The following is a 17376-nucleotide window of genomic DNA, read 5'->3' as shown; positions in this document are numbered from 1 at the left end:
AAGAATTTGCATCGATTTATTGTGAACAAAAAAGAATTTAGTTGTTCTTATGAAATCGATTTTTTTCGACTTTTAATGATAACATTCAGCAGTACAGTCAATAAAATTAGCATTGCGCCAAGATAGAAATCAAAACTCATTTGTTCTTTATCTTTAAAAATAAGTACCGCTAAAATTATCCCGTAAATAGGTTCTAAATTAATAGTTAACATAACTGTGTATGGACTTAAAAACTTCATTACTGATGTTGAAGCAATAAATGCATAAGCGGTACAAACAGAACTTAAAATAAACAAGTACATCAAATTATTAGGTGATAAAAGAAAAAATTCTGGTGTAAAACTATTTCCAAGAAGTAGTAAAAATGAAAAGAAAATTACACCGCCACTGAGTTCATAAAATGAAATGATTGTTGCGTCATATGTTTTAACAAATTTACTATTGATAACCGCAAAGAGTGCCGAAAGAAAGGCTGAAGTAAGCGCTAAAATAATTCCATTGAAATAATTAACTTCTACATTAAATATGATATACAATCCTACGACTACAAGAATTCCGAAGAAAACTTCATACCAAACTACTTTCTTTCCATATAAAATGGGTTCGAGTAATGAAGTAAAAAATGCTCCGGTTGATAAACAAGCTAGTGTTATAGAAACATTTGACACTTTTATGGCTTTAAAAAATGTAAACCAATGCAACGCAATAATTAAACCCGCGAAAAGAAATTGGATTACTACTTTTGGCGGAATTTTTAGAGTTAACTTTTTGAAATAAATATAAATAGCAATAAATCCAACAGCGAAAAGCATTCGAAACCAAACTAATGGCAATGCATCCAAAGTGATCAAAGCACCTAGAATTGCAGTAAATCCCCAAATGAATACTATCAAATGAAGGTGAAGATAGCTTTTTGTATTATCGCTTAGCATTTCGAAGGAGAAAAATAGCGGCTATTCCAAAAAGTATATTTGGTGTCCAAACGGCTAACAATGGCGGCGCAGTTGATGCTTCTGCAAGAACTCCAAAAACTTTGTCTAAAAACACAAAAGCAAAGGCTAAAATAATTCCAATAGCGAGATTCATTCCCATTCCGCCACGACGTTTCATAGAAGAAACTGAAACCGCAATAATCGTTAAAATAAAAGCAGATGCTGGAATACTATACTTTTTATACAAAACTACCAAATACGTATTTATGTTAGACGAACCACGAGATTTTTCTTTCTCAATGAACTTATTTAATTCATTTAATGGTAACGTTTCGGCAATGTAAACTACTGGTGTTAAATCATCTAAGTCAAAATTGAAAACAGTATCTTTTTTTTCACCTGTTTCAATTACGTCATTAAACTCTCCTACTTTTCGTTTGGTATAATTGTATATTGTATAAGTGCTGTCTTTTTGATTAAACTTAATTTTATTAGCATTGAGTTTGTATTGTAGCTTGTCTCCTTTGAATTTTTCCATTGAAAAATAAAATGCCATTTTTGACACATCGTTAAAACTACTTACATAAATGTATTCATCTTTACTAGTTTGTCTGAAAACGTCTGATCTATCCTTAACATTTGCGCCATTATTATTACTCAAATATTTATACCTAAAGCTTTTAAATCCAGCGGCTGCGCTTGGCATTAAGAAAATGTTCATTATTAAAGCAAATAATGAAACTATTGTTGCTCCAATAATAAATGGCCTTAGAAAACGTGAAAATGATATTCCTGAACTAAGAATAGCTATAATCTCTGTATTATTTGCCAGTTTTGAAGTAAACCATATAACTGATAAGAATAAAAATATTGGAAATAATAAATTAGCAAAATAAATGGTAAAGTCTAAATAATATTTTGCTACATCAATGAAAGGAACTTTATTGGCTAAAATTTTATTGATTTTTTCAGAAACATCAATAACAATCCCAATAGGAATAAACATTAGTAACATTACGGTGAATGTAACTAGGTAACGTTTAAGGATGTATTTGTCAATTATTTTTAGCATAAATGTTTATTTGGTTATTTAATTATTTGGTTATTCGAAACAAATTAGCGAATTATCAAATCATCAAATCAACTTATAATCTTTGGCTCATATTTTTAACCATCATGTCTTTCCAAGTTCTAAAATCTCCTGCTAATATATGTTTTCTGGCTTCGCGAACCAACCACATATAGAAACCAAGATTATGTATAGTAGCGATTTGCTTTCCAAGTAATTCATTTACAGTAAACAAATGACGAAGATAGGCTTTGGTGTATTGTGTATCAACAAATGTTATTCCCATTTCGTCTATTGGCGAAAAATCGGCTTCCCATTTTTTGTTTTTCATATTGATTGTTCCATTGGCTGTGAAAAGCATTCCGTTTCTAGCGTTACGCGTTGGCATAACACAATCAAACATGTCAATTCCTAAAGCGATATTTTCTAAAATATTAATTGGTGTTCCAACTCCCATTAGATAGCGTGGTTTGTCTTCGGGAAGGATTTCACAAACCACTTCGGTCATGGCATACATTTCTTCGGCTGGTTCACCTACTGATAAACCTCCGATGGCATTTCCTTGTTGACCTGCATTAGCAATATATTCCGCAGATTGTTGACGTAAATCTTTATAGGTACTTCCTTGAACTATAGGGAAAAATGTCTGCTCATAACCATATTTGAATGGTAATTTATCCAAATGCGTTATACATCGGTCCAACCAACGATGAGTCATATGCATCGAACGTTTTGCGTAACGATAATCACATGGATATGGTGTACATTCATCAAATGCCATGATAATATCGGCACCAATAGAACGCTGGATTTCCATAACATTTTCGGGAGTAAAAAAGTGATATGAACCATCGATATGACTTTTGAACTTTACTCCTTCTTCTTTAATTTTTCTATTGGCAGAAAGCGAATACACTTGATAACCACCCGAATCGGTTAAAATATTTCTATCCCAATTCATGAACTTATGCAAACCTCCAGCTTTTTCTAGAATTTCGGTTTGTGGACGAAGGTATAAATGATAAGTATTTCCAAGAATAATATCCGGATTAATATCTTCTTTTAATTCGCGTTGGTGAACACCTTTTACAGTTCCAACGGTTCCAACAGGCATAAATATTGGGGTTTCAATTACACCATGATCGGTAGTAATAGTTCCGGCACGTGCTTTGGAATTGGGATCATTCGCTAATAATTCAAATTTCATATTATCTTTTTACTGAGGGCAAAGATAAAAGAATTATGAGTTATGGATTGTGAATTAGGAATTAAATAACAACTTAAATTTAGAAATTTAATTAAATATATATATATATTTGAGTAAAATAATTTCTAGTTTATGAAATCAAAAATTATAATACTTTTTTTATTGGTTCAATCGATATGTCTTGGTCAAGAAACTTGGCGACCACTAGGAGATGATGACTTTAACAGAGCGACTTGTGGTACCGCAACTTTAGTTGGAAGAAATCCAATAATTATTAAAAATGACCATGTTTTCTTGTCCAATATTGAAAGTGCTGATTATCTAAGCACTAATTATCGCTTTTCTATAGGGAAATTTAATGGAAGTCAATGGGAACATTTAGATTTCCCTTTTTTGTTTTCAAGCATACCACAAATCGATGTTGCAGTAGACAACAACGAAGTACCATATGTGATATTTAATAATAATATAACAAACAATCTACCAATAGTTAAGAAGTATGAAAATGGTAATTGGATAGATGTTGGCTTAGGAATAGCTACGGTAACCTCATCATTTTTGAATATCAATATAGGTACCGATAATTTACCCCAGATTCTATTTCAAGAAGGCAACACTATAAAGTTAAAAAAGTTCGATGGCAACAATTGGAATTTAATTTCACAAACTACCGAATTCATTCCCTATACCTCAATTTCCCTTGAACTCGATAACAATAATGTTCCTTATGTACTTACCAATTATCAGGTTGGTACTACTGCTAATTGCTTCGTAAAGAAGTTCAACGGCTCAGCGTGGGAAGAAGTAGGAATAACAGGGTTTTCAGAAAATGGCAGTTCACTGGTTTTTGATAACCTCAATTCACCTCATTTAATAGTTGGATTATCTATTAAAAAATTCAATCAATCAACTTGGGAAAATTTAACTTTGCCATGCTTAGCATGCGGCTATCCTTTCAGCGTTGGTCAATTAACAAAATTTTATTTTAACAATTCAAACATTTTACATGTAGGTTATATTCAAAACTATTTTAGTAATCCAACATTTTATATTGCAAAATTAATTGATGGAGCATGGCAAAATGTTTTAAGCAACAGTTATCAAGCCAACCGTATTTTTACTGTTTCAGGAGATAGTTCTTACCATGTAAATTCTACTCATTTCCTCTCACCTGACGTAAACAAAATTACTGATGTACAATCAACGCTACTTGGCGGTTCGAGTTCTATCTCATTATCAGGAAATTATGCATATGATTTTTCAATATGCAATGGAATTCCACTATTAGCCTACAAAGGGTTTAATACCAATGGCAAAGCTACAGTGAAAATGTTTGTCAACGATAATTGGACAAATATAGGTGCACTTCAAATTTCTGAAAATGAAATACAAAATGTAATGGTTAAATCTGGTACAGACGGTAACATATACATTGCCTATAACAATAAACTTTCGTCCACTGAAAGTGACACAAAATTGACTGTTAAAAAACTGACTACTGCGGGTTGGGAAGCTGTTGGACCAGTAAACTTTTCTCTTTCGGCGGGTGCTTTCTTTGATTTTAAATTAAGTAATACTAATGAGCCTTATGTACTGTATATGTCGGGCAGAGTACAAAAGTTTGACGGCACTAATTGGGTATATGTCGGTGGCAGTGCCTACACGGGTGACCAACCAGCTCGATTGGCTATAGATACAAACAATCTTCCTTATATAGCTTATCAGGATTCTTCAAACAATGGCAGTATAGCTGTAAAAACAATTAATGGCAATGTTTGGGAATATGTTGACCAAGAGAACCTCACTTCATACACAGCTAATCCAAGAATAGTAATAGATGCTTCGAACACTATTTATCTAGGTTACACAGATGCAGCACTTAAAGTTCACATCAAAAAGTTAAACAATGGTTTATGGGAATCTGTTGGACCAGAATTATTCAATAATGGTAAAACTGACCAATTTGAGATGGCAGTAGACCATAATAATGTTTTGTATGTAATATATAATGAATTGCAGAATAATTTCAGAAGGGAAGCAAAAGTAAAACGATTCAACGGAACCGATTGGGAATTTGTTGGTGAACCGAATTTTTCACCTGCTTCTATTTTTCTAGGAAAAATCGATTTTTTGGAAAACAATACACCAATCGTTTCCTATAGTGCGAGAGAAAATAATAGCCCCTTCATCTATACAAAGTTTTTTGGAGAAACAAATGCATTAAGTGTAAACGATTACCCATCATTTAATGAAAAAACTAAATGGATACTATCACCAAATCCAGCTAAAAACACATTTTCAATTGAAGGAAATGATGAAATACAATCACTGGAAATCTATGAAATCACCGGAAAAAAATTAAAAACGGAACAAACAAATTTTAAAAATATTGATATCTTGTATTTACGTCCAGGAATTTATATTGTAAAAATAAAAAGTAATGATATGACTAAAACCATTAAGTTATTAAAAAATTAAGATTATCATATTATTAAATCCTTAATTAAAATATTTTGAGTTTCAAATTTAATAAATATTTGATACGATAAAGTTAGTTCTACTAATAAGAAAAGTTAACCCATAACGGCGGAAAATATATTGCTAATTAAATAAAACGTTCTGCCAAAATAAAAGAATAAACTTACTTAACTAAAAAATATATTGCTAACGAGTGTGAACATTATGCTAACATGCGAAAATGAATTACCAAATGCACAAAATGTTCTGCGAAAGGTTATAAATGAATTACTAAAAACATTAAATGTTCTGCTAAAGGCTATAAATGAATTGCTAAAAACATAAAATATTAAGCAAAAGGGTAAAAATGAGTTGCTAGAGGTATAAAATGTTCTGCTAAAGAGTAAAAATGAATTGCTAAAGGCATAAAATCTTCTGCTAAATACATTATTTGATGTTAAACTATTTATTAACAACTGTTTGATAAGTAATTTACAAAACTTTTGCCTTTAGGAAAAATAGAATTACTTTTGCGACATTAAATTTTTAACTACATAAAATGTCTAACACACAACATTTACAAGATTTTACAAAACAAGTTAGAAGAGACATTCTTCGAATGGTTCATGCCGTAAATTCTGGTCATCCTGGTGGTTCGCTTGGCTGTGCAGAGTTTTTCACTGTGCTTTATCAACATCAAATGAAACGCAATGCTGGTTTTGATATGAACGGTATTGGAGAAGATTTATTTTTCTTATCAAACGGTCATATTTCGCCTGTTTTCTATAGCGTTTTAGCAAGAAGCGGTTATTTTCAAGTATCGGAATTGGCAACTTTTAGAAAACTAAATTCAAGATTGCAAGGACATCCAACTACACACGAAGGTTTACCAGGAATTAGAATGGCTTCGGGTTCATTAGGACAAGGATTATCCGTATCGATTGGAGCTGCACAAGCTAAAAAACTAAACAAAGACAACCATTTAGTTTATGCTTTGCTAGGTGATGGCGAATTGCAAGAAGGTCAAAACTGGGAAGCGATTATGTATGCTTCTGCTAAAAAAGTGGATAATTTGATTGCTACTGTTGACTTCAACGGTCAGCAAATTGATGGTTCAACTCATGATGTTTTATCTTTAGGAAATTTGAAAGCTAAGTTTGAGGCATTCGATTGGGATGTTTTAGAAATCAAAGAAGGAAACAATATTGACGCTATCATTGCTGGATTGGAAGATGCTAAAAGTAGAACAGGTAAAGGAAAACCAGTTTGTATTTTGTTGCACACGGTTATGGGTAACGGCGTTGATTTTATGATGCATACGCATGCTTGGCACGGAAAAGCACCAAATGATGATCAATTAGCAACAGGTTTGGCTCAAAACGCTGAAACTTTGGGAGATTATTAGTATTAAGTTCGAAGTATTAAGTGTTAAGACTTTTTGATGAAGAAGTTTTCAATTTAATTCTATGAAAAAATTTGCGCTTTTTATTTTATTCTTTTTTTGTAAAAGTCTTTTTTGTCAAGAATATCATTTTGATGGCTTTTTAGAATACAAAAATTCTATAAGTGGTAATAATAGTTTATACTTCTACAATTCTAATAATAAAGTATATTATTTAAACGTTTACAAAAAATTTGAAACTATTTACGGTGGAATTAGAGACACCGAAAATAAAATCCTCCACGAGTATGGAGTAACAAACAAAGTAAATTCAATAAAATTCAATTATCTTTTTAGTAGAAAATTGAAACTGAAAAAGAATAGTAGAAAATACTTTTATGACATTACAGAAAAAAAAATCGACAGTTCAAAAACTGAAGTTATAATTCTAGTTTATAATGATAAAAAGAAGAAAAAAAGCTCTAGTAAAATTGAACTTATTATTGATAACTCAGAATTAATTGCCAATGAAAATATTCTTTTTTCTTTTACTGACGGAATAGTTAATGATGTCAATTCTAAAATAACACCAGGAATTCCAATTTCTATTAAAGTTGACTTTCCTACTGGACTAAAATGTTATTACACATTAATAAAAAAAGAAAAAACAAATACAATACTAACAGTAGACAACGTAAAAATAAAAAACTTTTAATGAAACGAATTTTTCAATTAATTATAATTTTATTTTGTCAAAATCTTTTTTGTCAAGAATATCATTTTGATGGCTTTTTAGAGTATAAAGACAGTAAAGATGATAATCGATATCATATGTACTTTTATAACTCTAATGATGAAAGCTATGAACTATGGGTTTTTGATAGATCTGGCGAAATTTATGGTGGAATTACCGATACTAAAAAAAAACTCATTCACGAGCATGAAGTTATAAATATCGATAATTCTATAAAATTCAATTATCGCTGTAGCAGAAAATGGGAAGAAGAATCTAATCATTACAGAACTAACCCTTTTTATAATGTCACAAAAAAAGAGATAGACAGTACAAAAACAGAAGTCACAATTTTAATTTATCGTAACGAAAAGAAAAAAAAAGTTGATTCTAAAATAGAAATAATTATAGATAACTCAGAATTAATTGCTAATAAAAATATTATTTTTCCTTTAGTCCATGGAATTAATCTAAATAATATATTTCCAGAAATTCGAGGGATTCCAACAAGCATTAAAATTAAAAATCGTTATGGATTTAAAACTACACATACTTTAGTGCGAAAAGAAAAAATAAACACAATACTAACCGTTGACAACATAAAAATAAAACAATACAACTAATGAAAAAATACGAAAATACAGGAAGTAAAGATACACGTTCAGGATTTGGTGCAGGAATGACCGAATTGGGACAAAAAAATGAAAACGTCGTAGCACTTTGTGCGGATTTAATTGGTTCATTGAAATTTGACGATTTCAAGAAAAATCATCCAGAGCGTTTTTTCCAAATTGGAATTGCAGAAGCTAATATGATTGGAATTGCTGCTGGATTAACCATAGGTGGAAAAATTCCTTTTACAGGTACGTTTGCCAATTTTTCTACTGGAAGAGTTTATGATCAAATCCGTCAATCGGTTGCTTATTCTGATAAAAACGTGAAGATTTGTGCTTCGCATGCTGGTTTGACACTTGGAGAAGATGGTGCAACACACCAAATTTTGGAAGACATCGGTTTGATGAAAATGTTGCCTGGAATGACAGTAATCAACACTTGTGATTATAACCAAACCAAAGCCGCAACGATTGCATTGGCAGAACATCATGGTCCAGCATATTTACGTTTTGGTCGTCCAGTTGTGCCAAACTTCACTCCTGCTGACGAACCTTTTGTAATTGGAAAAGCAATTATGCTCAACGAAGGAACTGATGTAACGATTATTGCCACTGGACATTTAGTTTGGGAAGCGCTTATTGCTGCTGAAGCTCTTGAAGCGAAAGGCATTTCTGCAGAAGTTATTAATATTCATACTATTAAACCACTTGACGAAGAAGCTATTTTAAAATCGGTAAAAAAGACTGGTTGCGTAGTTACTGCCGAAGAACACAATATTATAGGTGGTTTAGGCGAAAGCGTTTCGAGAACTCTGGTACAAAATCAATTAGTTCCACAAGAATTTGTAGCGGTTAATGATAGTTTTGGCGAAAGCGGAACACCAGACCAATTAATGGAAAAATACAAGCTAAACAATCAAGCGATTGTAGAAGCTGTTGAAAAAGTTTTGAAGAGAAAATAATATAAATTATAAGAAGAATCAAAAATCCCGTATCATTTCAAACGATACGGGATTTTTTTAAACTTAGCTTAAACTTGCTTTAAAAATGCTACAGCTTCTTTCGCGTTTGATAAAGTAGCATATTTTAATGCTGTATTTCCCCTTTCATCTTTTGCATTAATTTTTGCTCCTTTTTCAACTAAAATTTTTAAGATATCAACTCTGTTGTAACGAGCTGCAGTCATCAATGGTGTCATTCCGTTTTGAGTTTCATTAACATCAGCACCATATTCAATAAACTTTTTAACCGTTTCCATATCACCTTTTGCAATTGCATTGCAAAGTGGTGTGTTTGTGTTGTAAACTAATTCTTTTTGATTACTGAAATTTTCTGCAGTTGATGCAAAAGTTACATTTGCAATTGACACTAAAGCCAGTCCTAAATAAATGATTGTTTTTTTCATGATGATTAAATTTTGATTAAACTTTTTGATTAATACTAGAATAGACGACAACAGTTAATCATCGTTACATCAAAAAGATAACTATAACATTAATTTAACATTTGAAATAAAAAAAGCCCCGATTTACGAGGCTTTTGTATTTTTATTTTTTTAATACTTCTTTAAAAAATTCATGACATTTTGCTCAATTCTTTGATGAATATTTGAAATATCTGCTTTCACAAATTGTTCGCCTAAAATATTTTCATACAATTCAATATATCGTTCCGAAACCGAATGGATGTATTCTTCATTCATATCCGGAATTTGTTGACCTTCTTTTCCTTGAAAACCATTTTCAATTAACCATCGACGAACAAATTCTTTGGACAATTGCTTTTGTTCTTCTCCTCTATCTTGTCTTTCTTGATAGCCTTCTAAATAAAAATAGCGCGACGAATCGGGTGTATGAATTTCATCAATTAAAACAATTTTACCCTCTTTCGTTTTACCAAATTCATACTTTGTATCTACTAAAATTAAACCACGAGAAGCTGCAATCTCTGTTCCTCTTTGATATAAAGCTCTTGTATATTTTTCTAAAACTAAATAATCCTCTTCAGAAACAATTCCATTTGACAAAATAGCTTCGCGTGAAATATCTTCGTCATGTGAACCATTATCTGCCTTGGTTGTTGGTGTAATGATTGGAATGGGAAACTTGTCATTTTCTTTCAAACCTTCTACCATTGTTACACCACAGATAATTCTTTTTCCAGAAGCGTATTCTCGTGCTGCATGACCAGAAAGATAACCTCGAATGACCATTTCTACTTTAAAAGGTTCGCATAGATGTCCAATAGCGACGTTAGCATCTGGTGTAGCAATTAGCCAATTTGGCACAATGTCTTCTGTTAATTGCATAAATTTTGTTGCAATTTGATTAAGAATTTGTCCTTTGTATGGAATTCCTTTTGGCATTACAAAGTCAAAAGCTGACAATCTATCGGTAGCTATCATAACTAATAGTTCATCATTAATGTTATAAACTTCACGAACTTTGCCTCTATAAACTGATTTTTGATTTGGAAAATTGAAATTGGTTGTAGTTATTGTATTCATTTTATTTTGTGTTGTGTTGCGCAAAAATACTTTCTTTTCAGTTTAGAAACAACTTCTTGTTATCAAATAGAAATATTTTAAATAGATTTGTTTTAGTATACCATAAAAAATGAAAAAAATCATTTCAAAAAGAATAGTTGTTTCTCTAATCCTTTTTTTTATTGGGATTTTATTTCTGATGAATTATCGCATTCCATTTTTCAAACAGAATGCTGGTGTTTGGTCAATTGGATATGGGATTGGTAATGAATTTCCTGAGAAGATGGAAGTTGAAAAAAATCCAATCTTTAGTTTAGAAAAACTACAAGAATACATTCCAGACAGCGAATTTCTGGCTGATCCATTTTTCTGGAAAGAAGGTGACAACCATTATATTTTTTTTGAACATAAAAAAGTTAAACTACATGCTGCTTCTATTGGAATATTAGTTTCAGAAAATGGAAAAGATTATGAATTTAAAGGAACTGTACTAAAAGAAAAATTTCATTTATCCTATCCTCAGGTTTTTAAACATAAAAATGACTACTATATGTTACCCGAAACTCAAGGAGCAAATCATGTGATTTTATATAAGGCAAAAAGATTTCCTTATGAATGGGAAAAATGCGATACACTTTTAAAAAATACTAAATATAAAGATCCAACCATTTTTCTTTCGGACACGTTGAATATTATGGTTGCAACAGACCAAAATTTGACTATGCATTTATTTGAGGCAGATTCTCTTTTTGGCAAATGGAAAAAGCATACTAAACATACTGTGCTTATGGGTTCAGAATCGCGACCTGGCGGACGATTTTTTATTCATAAAAACGGATTGATGCTTCCTATTCAAAACGCAAGTAATGGTTATGGAACTGGACTGTCTTTGTATAAATTTAATTTTAAGAATGGTGATTATACTTTTTCAAAAGAAAAGCATTTTTATTTAAAAGGAAATAAAAAAACTAGAGAATTCAACGCTGGAATGCATCACTTGGATATTCAGAAAATTGACGGAAAGTATTATTATGTCTATGACGGAATTCGTTTATTGAATGAAGAAAAGACACTTCATGCAAAATCCGTATTTAAAATGAACTTCATGGATTTAAAAAATTGGATGCATCAAAAAGTAAATAACTAAAAAAGAGCAGTCAAAAACTGCTCTTTTTTTTTAAATTAAAAATCTATATCTAATTAGAATTTCAAATTATATGTTGCTCCAATACCAACAACTTGAATATCAACTTCATTTTCTGCAAATGTGTTTTGATAGTAAGCATAGATATTCCAATCAGCATTGTGATAACCAACTTGTGGATTAACATATAAACCACCAGAATTATTATCAATATTAGTTAGGAAACCATAACCTAAATCAGCACCAAGAAACACACCTTCAGTTTGGAAGTAATATCTACCAAATGCTGCCAATGGAACTAAACCAAAATCATCTAGACCATCTTTTCCAAAGAAATGGTTATATCCAGAAGTAACACCAATTCCGAAATGCTCCGTAACTAAATATTGACCTCTTAAATCTAAACCAACTGCAAAAGAAGAAGCATCAGCTGCATCTCCAACAGGTAAACCTGCGTTTAATCCTAATTTTAACCAAGAATTTTTTGAGTTAATTTCAACATCTTGTGCAAAAGTTGCAGTTCCGATGAACAAAGCTACTACTAAAATAATTTTTTTCATTTTTAATAAATTTAAATATTGTTACTTCCTACTTGTCAATTTTTGTGCCAAAATTCTTGTTTACATTTATTTTTTTAGCAAAAAAACTACAAGATACTGAAATTTAAATAGTTATGCCTCATAAAAAAACCTGACATATTTGTCAGGTTTTTAATATTAATCATTGTTTTCTATACTTTTATATGCGTCAATTACTTTTTTTACCAATCTATGTCTGACGATATCTTTGTCATCAAGATAAATAATTCCAATTCCTTCGATATCTTTTAAAACTAAAATAGCTTCTTTTAATCCTGAAATAGTTCTTCTTGGTAAATCCACTTGACCAGGATCACCAGTAATAATGAATTTAGCATTTTTACCCATACGCGTTAAGAACATTTTCATTTGCGAATGCGTTGTGTTTTGTGCCTCGTCTAAAATCACAAAAGCATTATCCAGTGTTCGACCACGCATAAATGCTAATGGAGCAATTTGAATAATTCCTTTCAAAATATAGTCGTCTAAGGTTTGTGGCGGCAACATATCACGCAAAGCATCGTATAATGGTTGCATGTATGGATCCAACTTGTCTTTCATATCTCCAGGAAGAAAACCTAGATTTTCTCCTGCTTCAACTGCTGGACGTGTGAGTACAATTCGTTTAACTTGCTTTTCTTTCAAAGCTTTAACCGCCAAAGCAACACCTGTATAGGTTTTTCCAGTTCCTGCTGGACCAACAGCAAAAACCATATCATTTTTATTAACCGCTTCAACAAGTCGTTGTTGATTTGGTGTCATGGCTTTGATTAGTTTTCCACCAATTCCGTGAACCAAGATTTTATCACTATCTGGCATTCTTTGCTCTTCTTGCGAATTACTTTGAATAACTCTATCGATAACATTAGTATCGATATTATTGTAGCGAGTGAAATGCAACATCAAGCGATTGAAACGATTTTCAAACTCATCGAGTTCTTCTTTTTCGCCAAATGCCTTGAGTGTTGTTCCTCTTGCGACAATTTTGAGTTTTGGATAATATCTTTTTATAGTTTCAAGATGTGCATCTTGAGCACCCCAAAATTCTTTTGGAGCAATGTCGTGTAATTCAATGATACGTTCGTTCAAAAGCAGTAGTATTAAATTAATTTTTTAGCTAAAAATAAATTAGCTTTGCATTCAAATTTAATCAAATTAGCGGTTAGGTTTTACTATTTTTGAAACCGATTTCAACTAAGTTATAAACAATTAATGTCAATAATTACACTTACAACCGATTACGGATTAAAAGACCACTTTGTTGGTGCATTGAAAGGTAAAATTCTATCCGAATTCCAAGAAGCTACTATCATTGATATTTCACATGAAATTGATCCATTTAATATAGCTAAAACCAGTTATGTTATTGGTGCAGCGTTTTCGAGTTTTCCAAAAGGAACTGTTCATCTTATTGGTGTAGATGTGGAATTGAATTCTGAAAATCAACATATTGCTATGCAATGGAATGACCAATATTTCATTTGTGCTGACAATGGTATTTTGAGTATTTTAATTCAAAAAATTGTTCCTCAAAAAATTGTAGCCATCAACATTCATGATCGTTTTCCATCTGATGCAACGGATTTAGACGTTTTTGTAAAAGTAGCTTGTCATCTAGCAAAAGGAGGTTTATTGAATGTTATTGGCAAAGAAATTAATAGTATTAAAGAAACTACAGAACTTCAAGCTGTGGTTCAAGAAAACCAAATTAAAGGTTATGTAATTTATATTGACCATTTTGGAAATGCTGTGACAAATATTTCTAAGAAAATGTTTTTAGAAACAGGCAAAAGTCGTCCATATGAAATTCAATTTAAGACCAAAATCATTAAAACAATATTAGCTAAATACTCCGATATTGTTGTCTCTGAAAAATACTCAATTAAAGATTATGAGGGTGAAAAACTTGCCATTTTTAACGAAGCTGGTTTTCTAGAAATTGCTATTTTCAGAAGTAATCCAGAAACCGTTGGAACTGCCAATACCTTATTGGGACTAAATTATCGAGATACTATTTTAATTGAATTTAAAAATTAAACCTTATGTTCATCCGTATAGTAAAAATGAGTTTTCATGAGGAAAATATTCCAAAATTTATGGAAAACTTCAATTTAATCAAAGAAAAAATACGAAACTCGCCAGGAAATCGTTATCTAGAATTATATCAAGACAAAAACAATCCGTGTATTTTTTTTACATACAGTTTTTGGGAAACCGAGGAAGATTTGGAAAACTATAGAAAATCAGCTTTATTTGATGATGTTTGGACGTTTACCAAAAAATTATTCAACGATAAACCCGAAGCTTGGAGTGTTGACAAAGTTGTCAGTTTACAGTAATTAATATTCAGTAAAAACAATAAGAAATAAATGAAATCAATCGCATTAAGAGAAATTAAATCCTTTTTTGGTTCGCCCATTGGATATTTAGTTATTGCCATTTTTCTTTTACTCAACGGATTATTCCTCTGGGTTTTTGATGGAGAATACAATATTTTACAAAGTGGTTTTGCCGATTTAAGTCCGTTTTTTACACTTTCGCCATGGATATTAATTTTCCTAATTCCGGCGGTAACTATGCGAAGTTTTTCAGATGAAAAAAAACAAGGAACCATTGAATTACTTTTAACCAAACCTTTATCGATTTGGCAAGTCGTTAACGGAAAATTCCTTGGTGCTTTTTTATTAATTGTAATCGCTATTATTCCAACATTGATTTATGTTTATGTGATTTCATCGCTTGGAATTCCTGAGGGAAATATAGATATGGGAAGTATTATGGGTTCTTATTTTGGACTTTTATTTTTAGTTGCTGCTTATACTTCTATTGGAATTTTCACTTCTACGCTATCCGAAAATCAAATTGTATCGTTTATTCTTTCGGTATTTTTATGTTTTTTCTTTTATTACGGTTTTGAAGGAATGACCACTATTATAAAATCGCAATCGGATGTAATTGCACGATTTGGTATGGATTACCATTTCAAAAGTATGGCTCGTGGTGTTATAGATACTCGTGATGTAATTTATTTTATTACCGTTTCAGTTTTATTTCTATCGCTTACTGTGTTTAACTTAAAATCGTTGAAATCTTAATGAAAACTATAAAAAACAACTTCAAAAAAATAGTTTCGCTTTTAGCCATTTTAATCGGAATTAACTTTGCTGGGCATTTCATTTTTAAACGTTTTGACTTAACGGCTGACAAACGTTACACACTTTCAGAAACATCGCTACAAATTGTTAACGAAATAAAAGAACCTGTATACATAGACGTTTTCTTGGAAGGCGAATTTCCTGGAGAATTCAAAAAACTTCAAACGGAAACACAACAATTATTAGAAGAGTTCAAAGCACAGAATTCAAATATCATTTTTCAATTTGCCAATCCATTAGAAGAAGAAGATAACAAAGATGAAACCATAAAATCATTTCTCGACAGAGGTTTAATGCCTGTTAATGTTACGGTTAATGACAAAGGTCAACAAACCCAGGAAGTTGTTTTTCCATGGGCAATTGCTACTTGTGGTAATAAAAGTGTAAAAATTCCTTTGCTGAAAAATATGATGGGTGCATCGACGGCTGATAAAGTGGTGAGTTCGGTTCAACATCTTGAATATGCTTTTACCAATGCCATCAATACCGTTTCTAAAGAAAAACAAAAACGTGTTGCTATCATAAAAGGAAATGGCGAATTACACGATATTTTAATTGCTGATTTTGTGAAATCGGTTCGCGATAATTATTACATCGGAACATTTACTTTAGATTCAGTTGCTAAAAATCCAACTGAAACGTTGAAATATTTAAAAAAATATGATTTAGCTGTTATTGCAAAACCAACCGAAGTTTTTACCGATTCTGAAAAACAAGTGCTTGACCAATTTATTATTAATGGTGGAAAAACGCTTTGGTTGATGGATCATGTGAGCATGGAAATGGACAGTTTGATGCAAACTGGAGAAAATCTAGCGTTTCCTAGAGATTTGAATTTGAACGACCAATTTTTCAAATATGGAATTCGAATTAAACCCGATTTGATAAAAGATATTATGGCTACTCCAATTTCTTTAGCCACTGGACAACGAGGAAGCGCAACACAGTATACGCAATTTCCTTGGTTATTTTCTCCTGCAGTTTACAGCGAGTCATCAAACCCAATTGTGAGTAATTTGGATATCATAAAATTTGAATTTGTCAATCCAATTGAACCACTAAAAAATGACATTAAAAAAACTGTTTTACTAACATCGTCAAAATATTCAAAACTTATTGGAACACCATCAGAAGTAAATCTAAACATGGTGGAAGAACGTCCGGAACAAAAAGAATTTATCGGTGGTGGAAATTTTCCAGTAGCCGTTTTATTAGAAGGAAAATTTCATTCCGTATATGAAAATCGTGTTTTAGCTTTCAAAGACAATACATTCAACAGCATTGGAAAAGACAATAAAATGATTGTTATTTCAGATGGAGATATTATTAAAAACCAATTGGATAAAAACTTCCAACCACTAGAATTGGGTTATGATAAATGGACCAATAATTTATATGCCAATAAAGAATTTTTGATGAATTGTGTAAATTATCTTTTAGATGATACTGGACTTATCAACATCCGAAGCAAAGAAGTTGATTTACCTATGCTGGACAAAGAAAAAGTATATACAGATTACACTTATTCACAAGTAATAACCGTTGGTTTACCGCTAGTTATCCTAGTGGTGTTTGGATTACTCTTTACGTTTTTGCGTAAGCGAAAATACAGTAAGTAATG

The 17376-nt window shown here is 31.3% G+C and carries 17 protein-coding genes; 10 read left to right on the top strand and 7 right to left on the bottom strand.

The window, feature by feature from the left end; translation table 11 throughout:
* Nucleotides 1-47: 47 nt before the first annotated feature.
* The 3 genes from BC748_RS03395 to tgt form a co-directional block, all read right to left on the bottom strand.
* Nucleotides 48-932 (bottom strand): DMT family transporter, encoded by an 885-nt coding sequence (locus BC748_RS03395; RefSeq protein ID WP_133532052.1) that lies wholly within the window; start codon nt 930-932, stop codon nt 48-50.
* The gene (locus BC748_RS03390; RefSeq protein WP_133532051.1) at nt 919-2004 is read right to left on the bottom strand and encodes an LptF/LptG family permease; all 1086 of its coding nucleotides are present in this window, start codon (nt 2002-2004) and stop codon (nt 919-921) included. The genes BC748_RS03395 and BC748_RS03390 overlap by 14 nt, the downstream gene beginning before the upstream one ends.
* A 73-nt stretch (nt 2005-2077) precedes the next feature.
* Nucleotides 2078-3208 (bottom strand): tRNA guanosine(34) transglycosylase Tgt, encoded by a 1131-nt coding sequence (gene tgt / locus BC748_RS03385; RefSeq protein WP_133532050.1) that lies wholly within the window; start codon nt 3206-3208, stop codon nt 2078-2080.
* Between the two features lie 132 nt (nt 3209-3340).
* On the opposite strand from tgt, the gene BC748_RS03380 reads away from it, so the two are divergent.
* The 5 genes from BC748_RS03380 to BC748_RS03360 all read left to right on the top strand — a co-directional run bounded on the left by BC748_RS03380 (nt 3341) and on the right by BC748_RS03360 (nt 9355).
* Nucleotides 3341-5686, top strand: a complete 2346-nt coding sequence (locus BC748_RS03380) for a T9SS type A sorting domain-containing protein (RefSeq protein ID WP_133532049.1) — start codon at nt 3341-3343, stop codon at nt 5684-5686.
* 538 nt (nt 5687-6224) lie between these two features.
* A complete protein-coding gene (locus tag BC748_RS03375) occupies nt 6225-7070 on the top strand; it encodes a transketolase (RefSeq protein ID WP_133532048.1) in 846 nt (281 codons plus the stop codon).
* Nucleotides 7071-7131: 61 nt separating this feature from the next.
* A complete protein-coding gene (locus BC748_RS03370) occupies nt 7132-7761 on the top strand; it encodes a hypothetical protein (RefSeq protein WP_133532047.1) in 630 nt (209 codons plus the stop codon).
* Nucleotides 7761-8402, top strand: a complete 642-nt coding sequence (locus BC748_RS03365) for a hypothetical protein (RefSeq protein ID WP_133532046.1) — start codon at nt 7761-7763, stop codon at nt 8400-8402. Before BC748_RS03370 ends, BC748_RS03365 begins: the two co-directional genes overlap by 1 nt.
* Nucleotides 8402-9355, top strand: coding sequence for a transketolase family protein (locus BC748_RS03360; RefSeq protein ID WP_133532045.1), 954 nt, complete (start codon nt 8402-8404; stop codon nt 9353-9355). Before BC748_RS03365 ends, BC748_RS03360 begins: the two co-directional genes overlap by 1 nt.
* A gap of 68 nt (nt 9356-9423) precedes the next feature.
* Here the strand turns inward: BC748_RS03360 and BC748_RS03355 are convergent, their stop codons facing one another.
* Nucleotides 9424-9798, bottom strand: coding sequence for an ankyrin repeat domain-containing protein (locus BC748_RS03355; protein ID WP_133532044.1), 375 nt, complete (start codon nt 9796-9798; stop codon nt 9424-9426).
* Nucleotides 9799-9948: 150 nt separating this feature from the next.
* A complete protein-coding gene (locus tag BC748_RS03350) occupies nt 9949-10899 on the bottom strand; it encodes a phosphoribosylaminoimidazolesuccinocarboxamide synthase (protein ID WP_133532043.1) in 951 nt (316 codons plus the stop codon).
* A gap of 109 nt (nt 10900-11008) precedes the next feature.
* Between BC748_RS03350 and BC748_RS03345 the strand changes: the two genes are divergently transcribed.
* Nucleotides 11009-12025 carry a glucosamine inositolphosphorylceramide transferase family protein gene (locus tag BC748_RS03345; RefSeq protein WP_133532042.1) on the top strand — a complete coding sequence of 339 codons (1017 nt, stop codon included), beginning with the start codon at nt 11009-11011 and terminating at the stop codon, nt 12023-12025.
* 53 nt (nt 12026-12078) lie between these two features.
* Here the strand turns inward: BC748_RS03345 and BC748_RS03340 are convergent, their stop codons facing one another.
* Together BC748_RS03340 and BC748_RS03335 are read right to left on the bottom strand one after the other, a co-directional pair.
* Nucleotides 12079-12582 (bottom strand): hypothetical protein, encoded by a 504-nt coding sequence (locus tag BC748_RS03340; RefSeq protein WP_133532041.1) that lies wholly within the window; start codon nt 12580-12582, stop codon nt 12079-12081.
* Nucleotides 12583-12738: 156 nt separating this feature from the next.
* Complete coding sequence (locus BC748_RS03335; protein ID WP_133532040.1) at nt 12739-13689, bottom strand: PhoH family protein; 951 nt, start codon at nt 13687-13689, stop codon at nt 12739-12741.
* Nucleotides 13690-13812: 123 nt separating this feature from the next.
* Between BC748_RS03335 and BC748_RS03330 the strand changes: the two genes are divergently transcribed.
* Genes BC748_RS03330 through gldG form a run of 4 tightly spaced genes read left to right on the top strand, consistent with a single transcriptional unit; the run spans nt 13813 to nt 17374 of the window.
* Nucleotides 13813-14637, top strand: coding sequence for an SAM hydrolase/SAM-dependent halogenase family protein (locus BC748_RS03330; protein ID WP_133532039.1), 825 nt, complete (start codon nt 13813-13815; stop codon nt 14635-14637).
* Between the two features lie 5 nt (nt 14638-14642).
* Nucleotides 14643-14939: a putative quinol monooxygenase gene (locus tag BC748_RS03325; RefSeq protein WP_133532038.1), complete on the top strand. Its 297-nt coding sequence runs from the start codon at nt 14643-14645 to the stop codon at nt 14937-14939.
* A gap of 30 nt (nt 14940-14969) precedes the next feature.
* The gene (gene gldF, locus BC748_RS03320; RefSeq protein ID WP_133532037.1) at nt 14970-15695 is read left to right on the top strand and encodes a gliding motility-associated ABC transporter permease subunit GldF; all 726 of its coding nucleotides are present in this window, start codon (nt 14970-14972) and stop codon (nt 15693-15695) included.
* The gene (gene gldG / locus BC748_RS03315; protein ID WP_133532036.1) at nt 15695-17374 is read left to right on the top strand and encodes a gliding motility-associated ABC transporter substrate-binding protein GldG; all 1680 of its coding nucleotides are present in this window, start codon (nt 15695-15697) and stop codon (nt 17372-17374) included. Before gldF ends, gldG begins: the two co-directional genes overlap by 1 nt.
* Nucleotides 17375-17376: the final 2 nt, after the last annotated feature.

It is taken from the genome of Flavobacterium dankookense, assembly GCF_004362665.1.
Lineage (GTDB): Bacteria > Bacteroidota > Bacteroidia > Flavobacteriales > Flavobacteriaceae > Flavobacterium > Flavobacterium dankookense.
This window is presented reverse-complemented; position numbering and strand designations above follow the sequence as displayed.

What these genes read in the sequence shown, in the direction of transcription:
- BC748_RS03395 (WP_133532052.1), bottom strand. Translation starts at nt 932, where the DNA reads ATGCTAAGCGATAATACAAAAAGCTATCTTCACCTTCATTTGATAGTA.
- BC748_RS03390 (WP_133532051.1), bottom strand. Translation starts at nt 2,004, where the DNA reads ATGCTAAAAATAATTGACAAATACATCCTTAAACGTTACCTAGTTACA.
- tgt (WP_133532050.1), bottom strand. Translation starts at nt 3,208, where the DNA reads ATGAAATTTGAATTATTAGCGAATGATCCCAATTCCAAAGCACGTGCC.
- BC748_RS03380 (WP_133532049.1), top strand. Translation starts at nt 3,341, where the DNA reads ATGAAATCAAAAATTATAATACTTTTTTTATTGGTTCAATCGATATGT.
- BC748_RS03375 (WP_133532048.1), top strand. Translation starts at nt 6,225, where the DNA reads ATGTCTAACACACAACATTTACAAGATTTTACAAAACAAGTTAGAAGA.
- BC748_RS03370 (WP_133532047.1), top strand. Translation starts at nt 7,132, where the DNA reads ATGAAAAAATTTGCGCTTTTTATTTTATTCTTTTTTTGTAAAAGTCTT.
- BC748_RS03365 (WP_133532046.1), top strand. Translation starts at nt 7,761, where the DNA reads ATGAAACGAATTTTTCAATTAATTATAATTTTATTTTGTCAAAATCTT.
- BC748_RS03360 (WP_133532045.1), top strand. Translation starts at nt 8,402, where the DNA reads ATGAAAAAATACGAAAATACAGGAAGTAAAGATACACGTTCAGGATTT.
- BC748_RS03355 (WP_133532044.1), bottom strand. Translation starts at nt 9,798, where the DNA reads ATGAAAAAAACAATCATTTATTTAGGACTGGCTTTAGTGTCAATTGCA.
- BC748_RS03350 (WP_133532043.1), bottom strand. Translation starts at nt 10,899, where the DNA reads ATGAATACAATAACTACAACCAATTTCAATTTTCCAAATCAAAAATCA.
- BC748_RS03345 (WP_133532042.1), top strand. Translation starts at nt 11,009, where the DNA reads ATGAAAAAAATCATTTCAAAAAGAATAGTTGTTTCTCTAATCCTTTTT.
- BC748_RS03340 (WP_133532041.1), bottom strand. Translation starts at nt 12,582, where the DNA reads ATGAAAAAAATTATTTTAGTAGTAGCTTTGTTCATCGGAACTGCAACT.
- BC748_RS03330 (WP_133532039.1), top strand. Translation starts at nt 13,813, where the DNA reads ATGTCAATAATTACACTTACAACCGATTACGGATTAAAAGACCACTTT.
- BC748_RS03325 (WP_133532038.1), top strand. Translation starts at nt 14,643, where the DNA reads ATGTTCATCCGTATAGTAAAAATGAGTTTTCATGAGGAAAATATTCCA.
- gldF (WP_133532037.1), top strand. Translation starts at nt 14,970, where the DNA reads ATGAAATCAATCGCATTAAGAGAAATTAAATCCTTTTTTGGTTCGCCC.
- gldG (WP_133532036.1), top strand. Translation starts at nt 15,695, where the DNA reads ATGAAAACTATAAAAAACAACTTCAAAAAAATAGTTTCGCTTTTAGCC.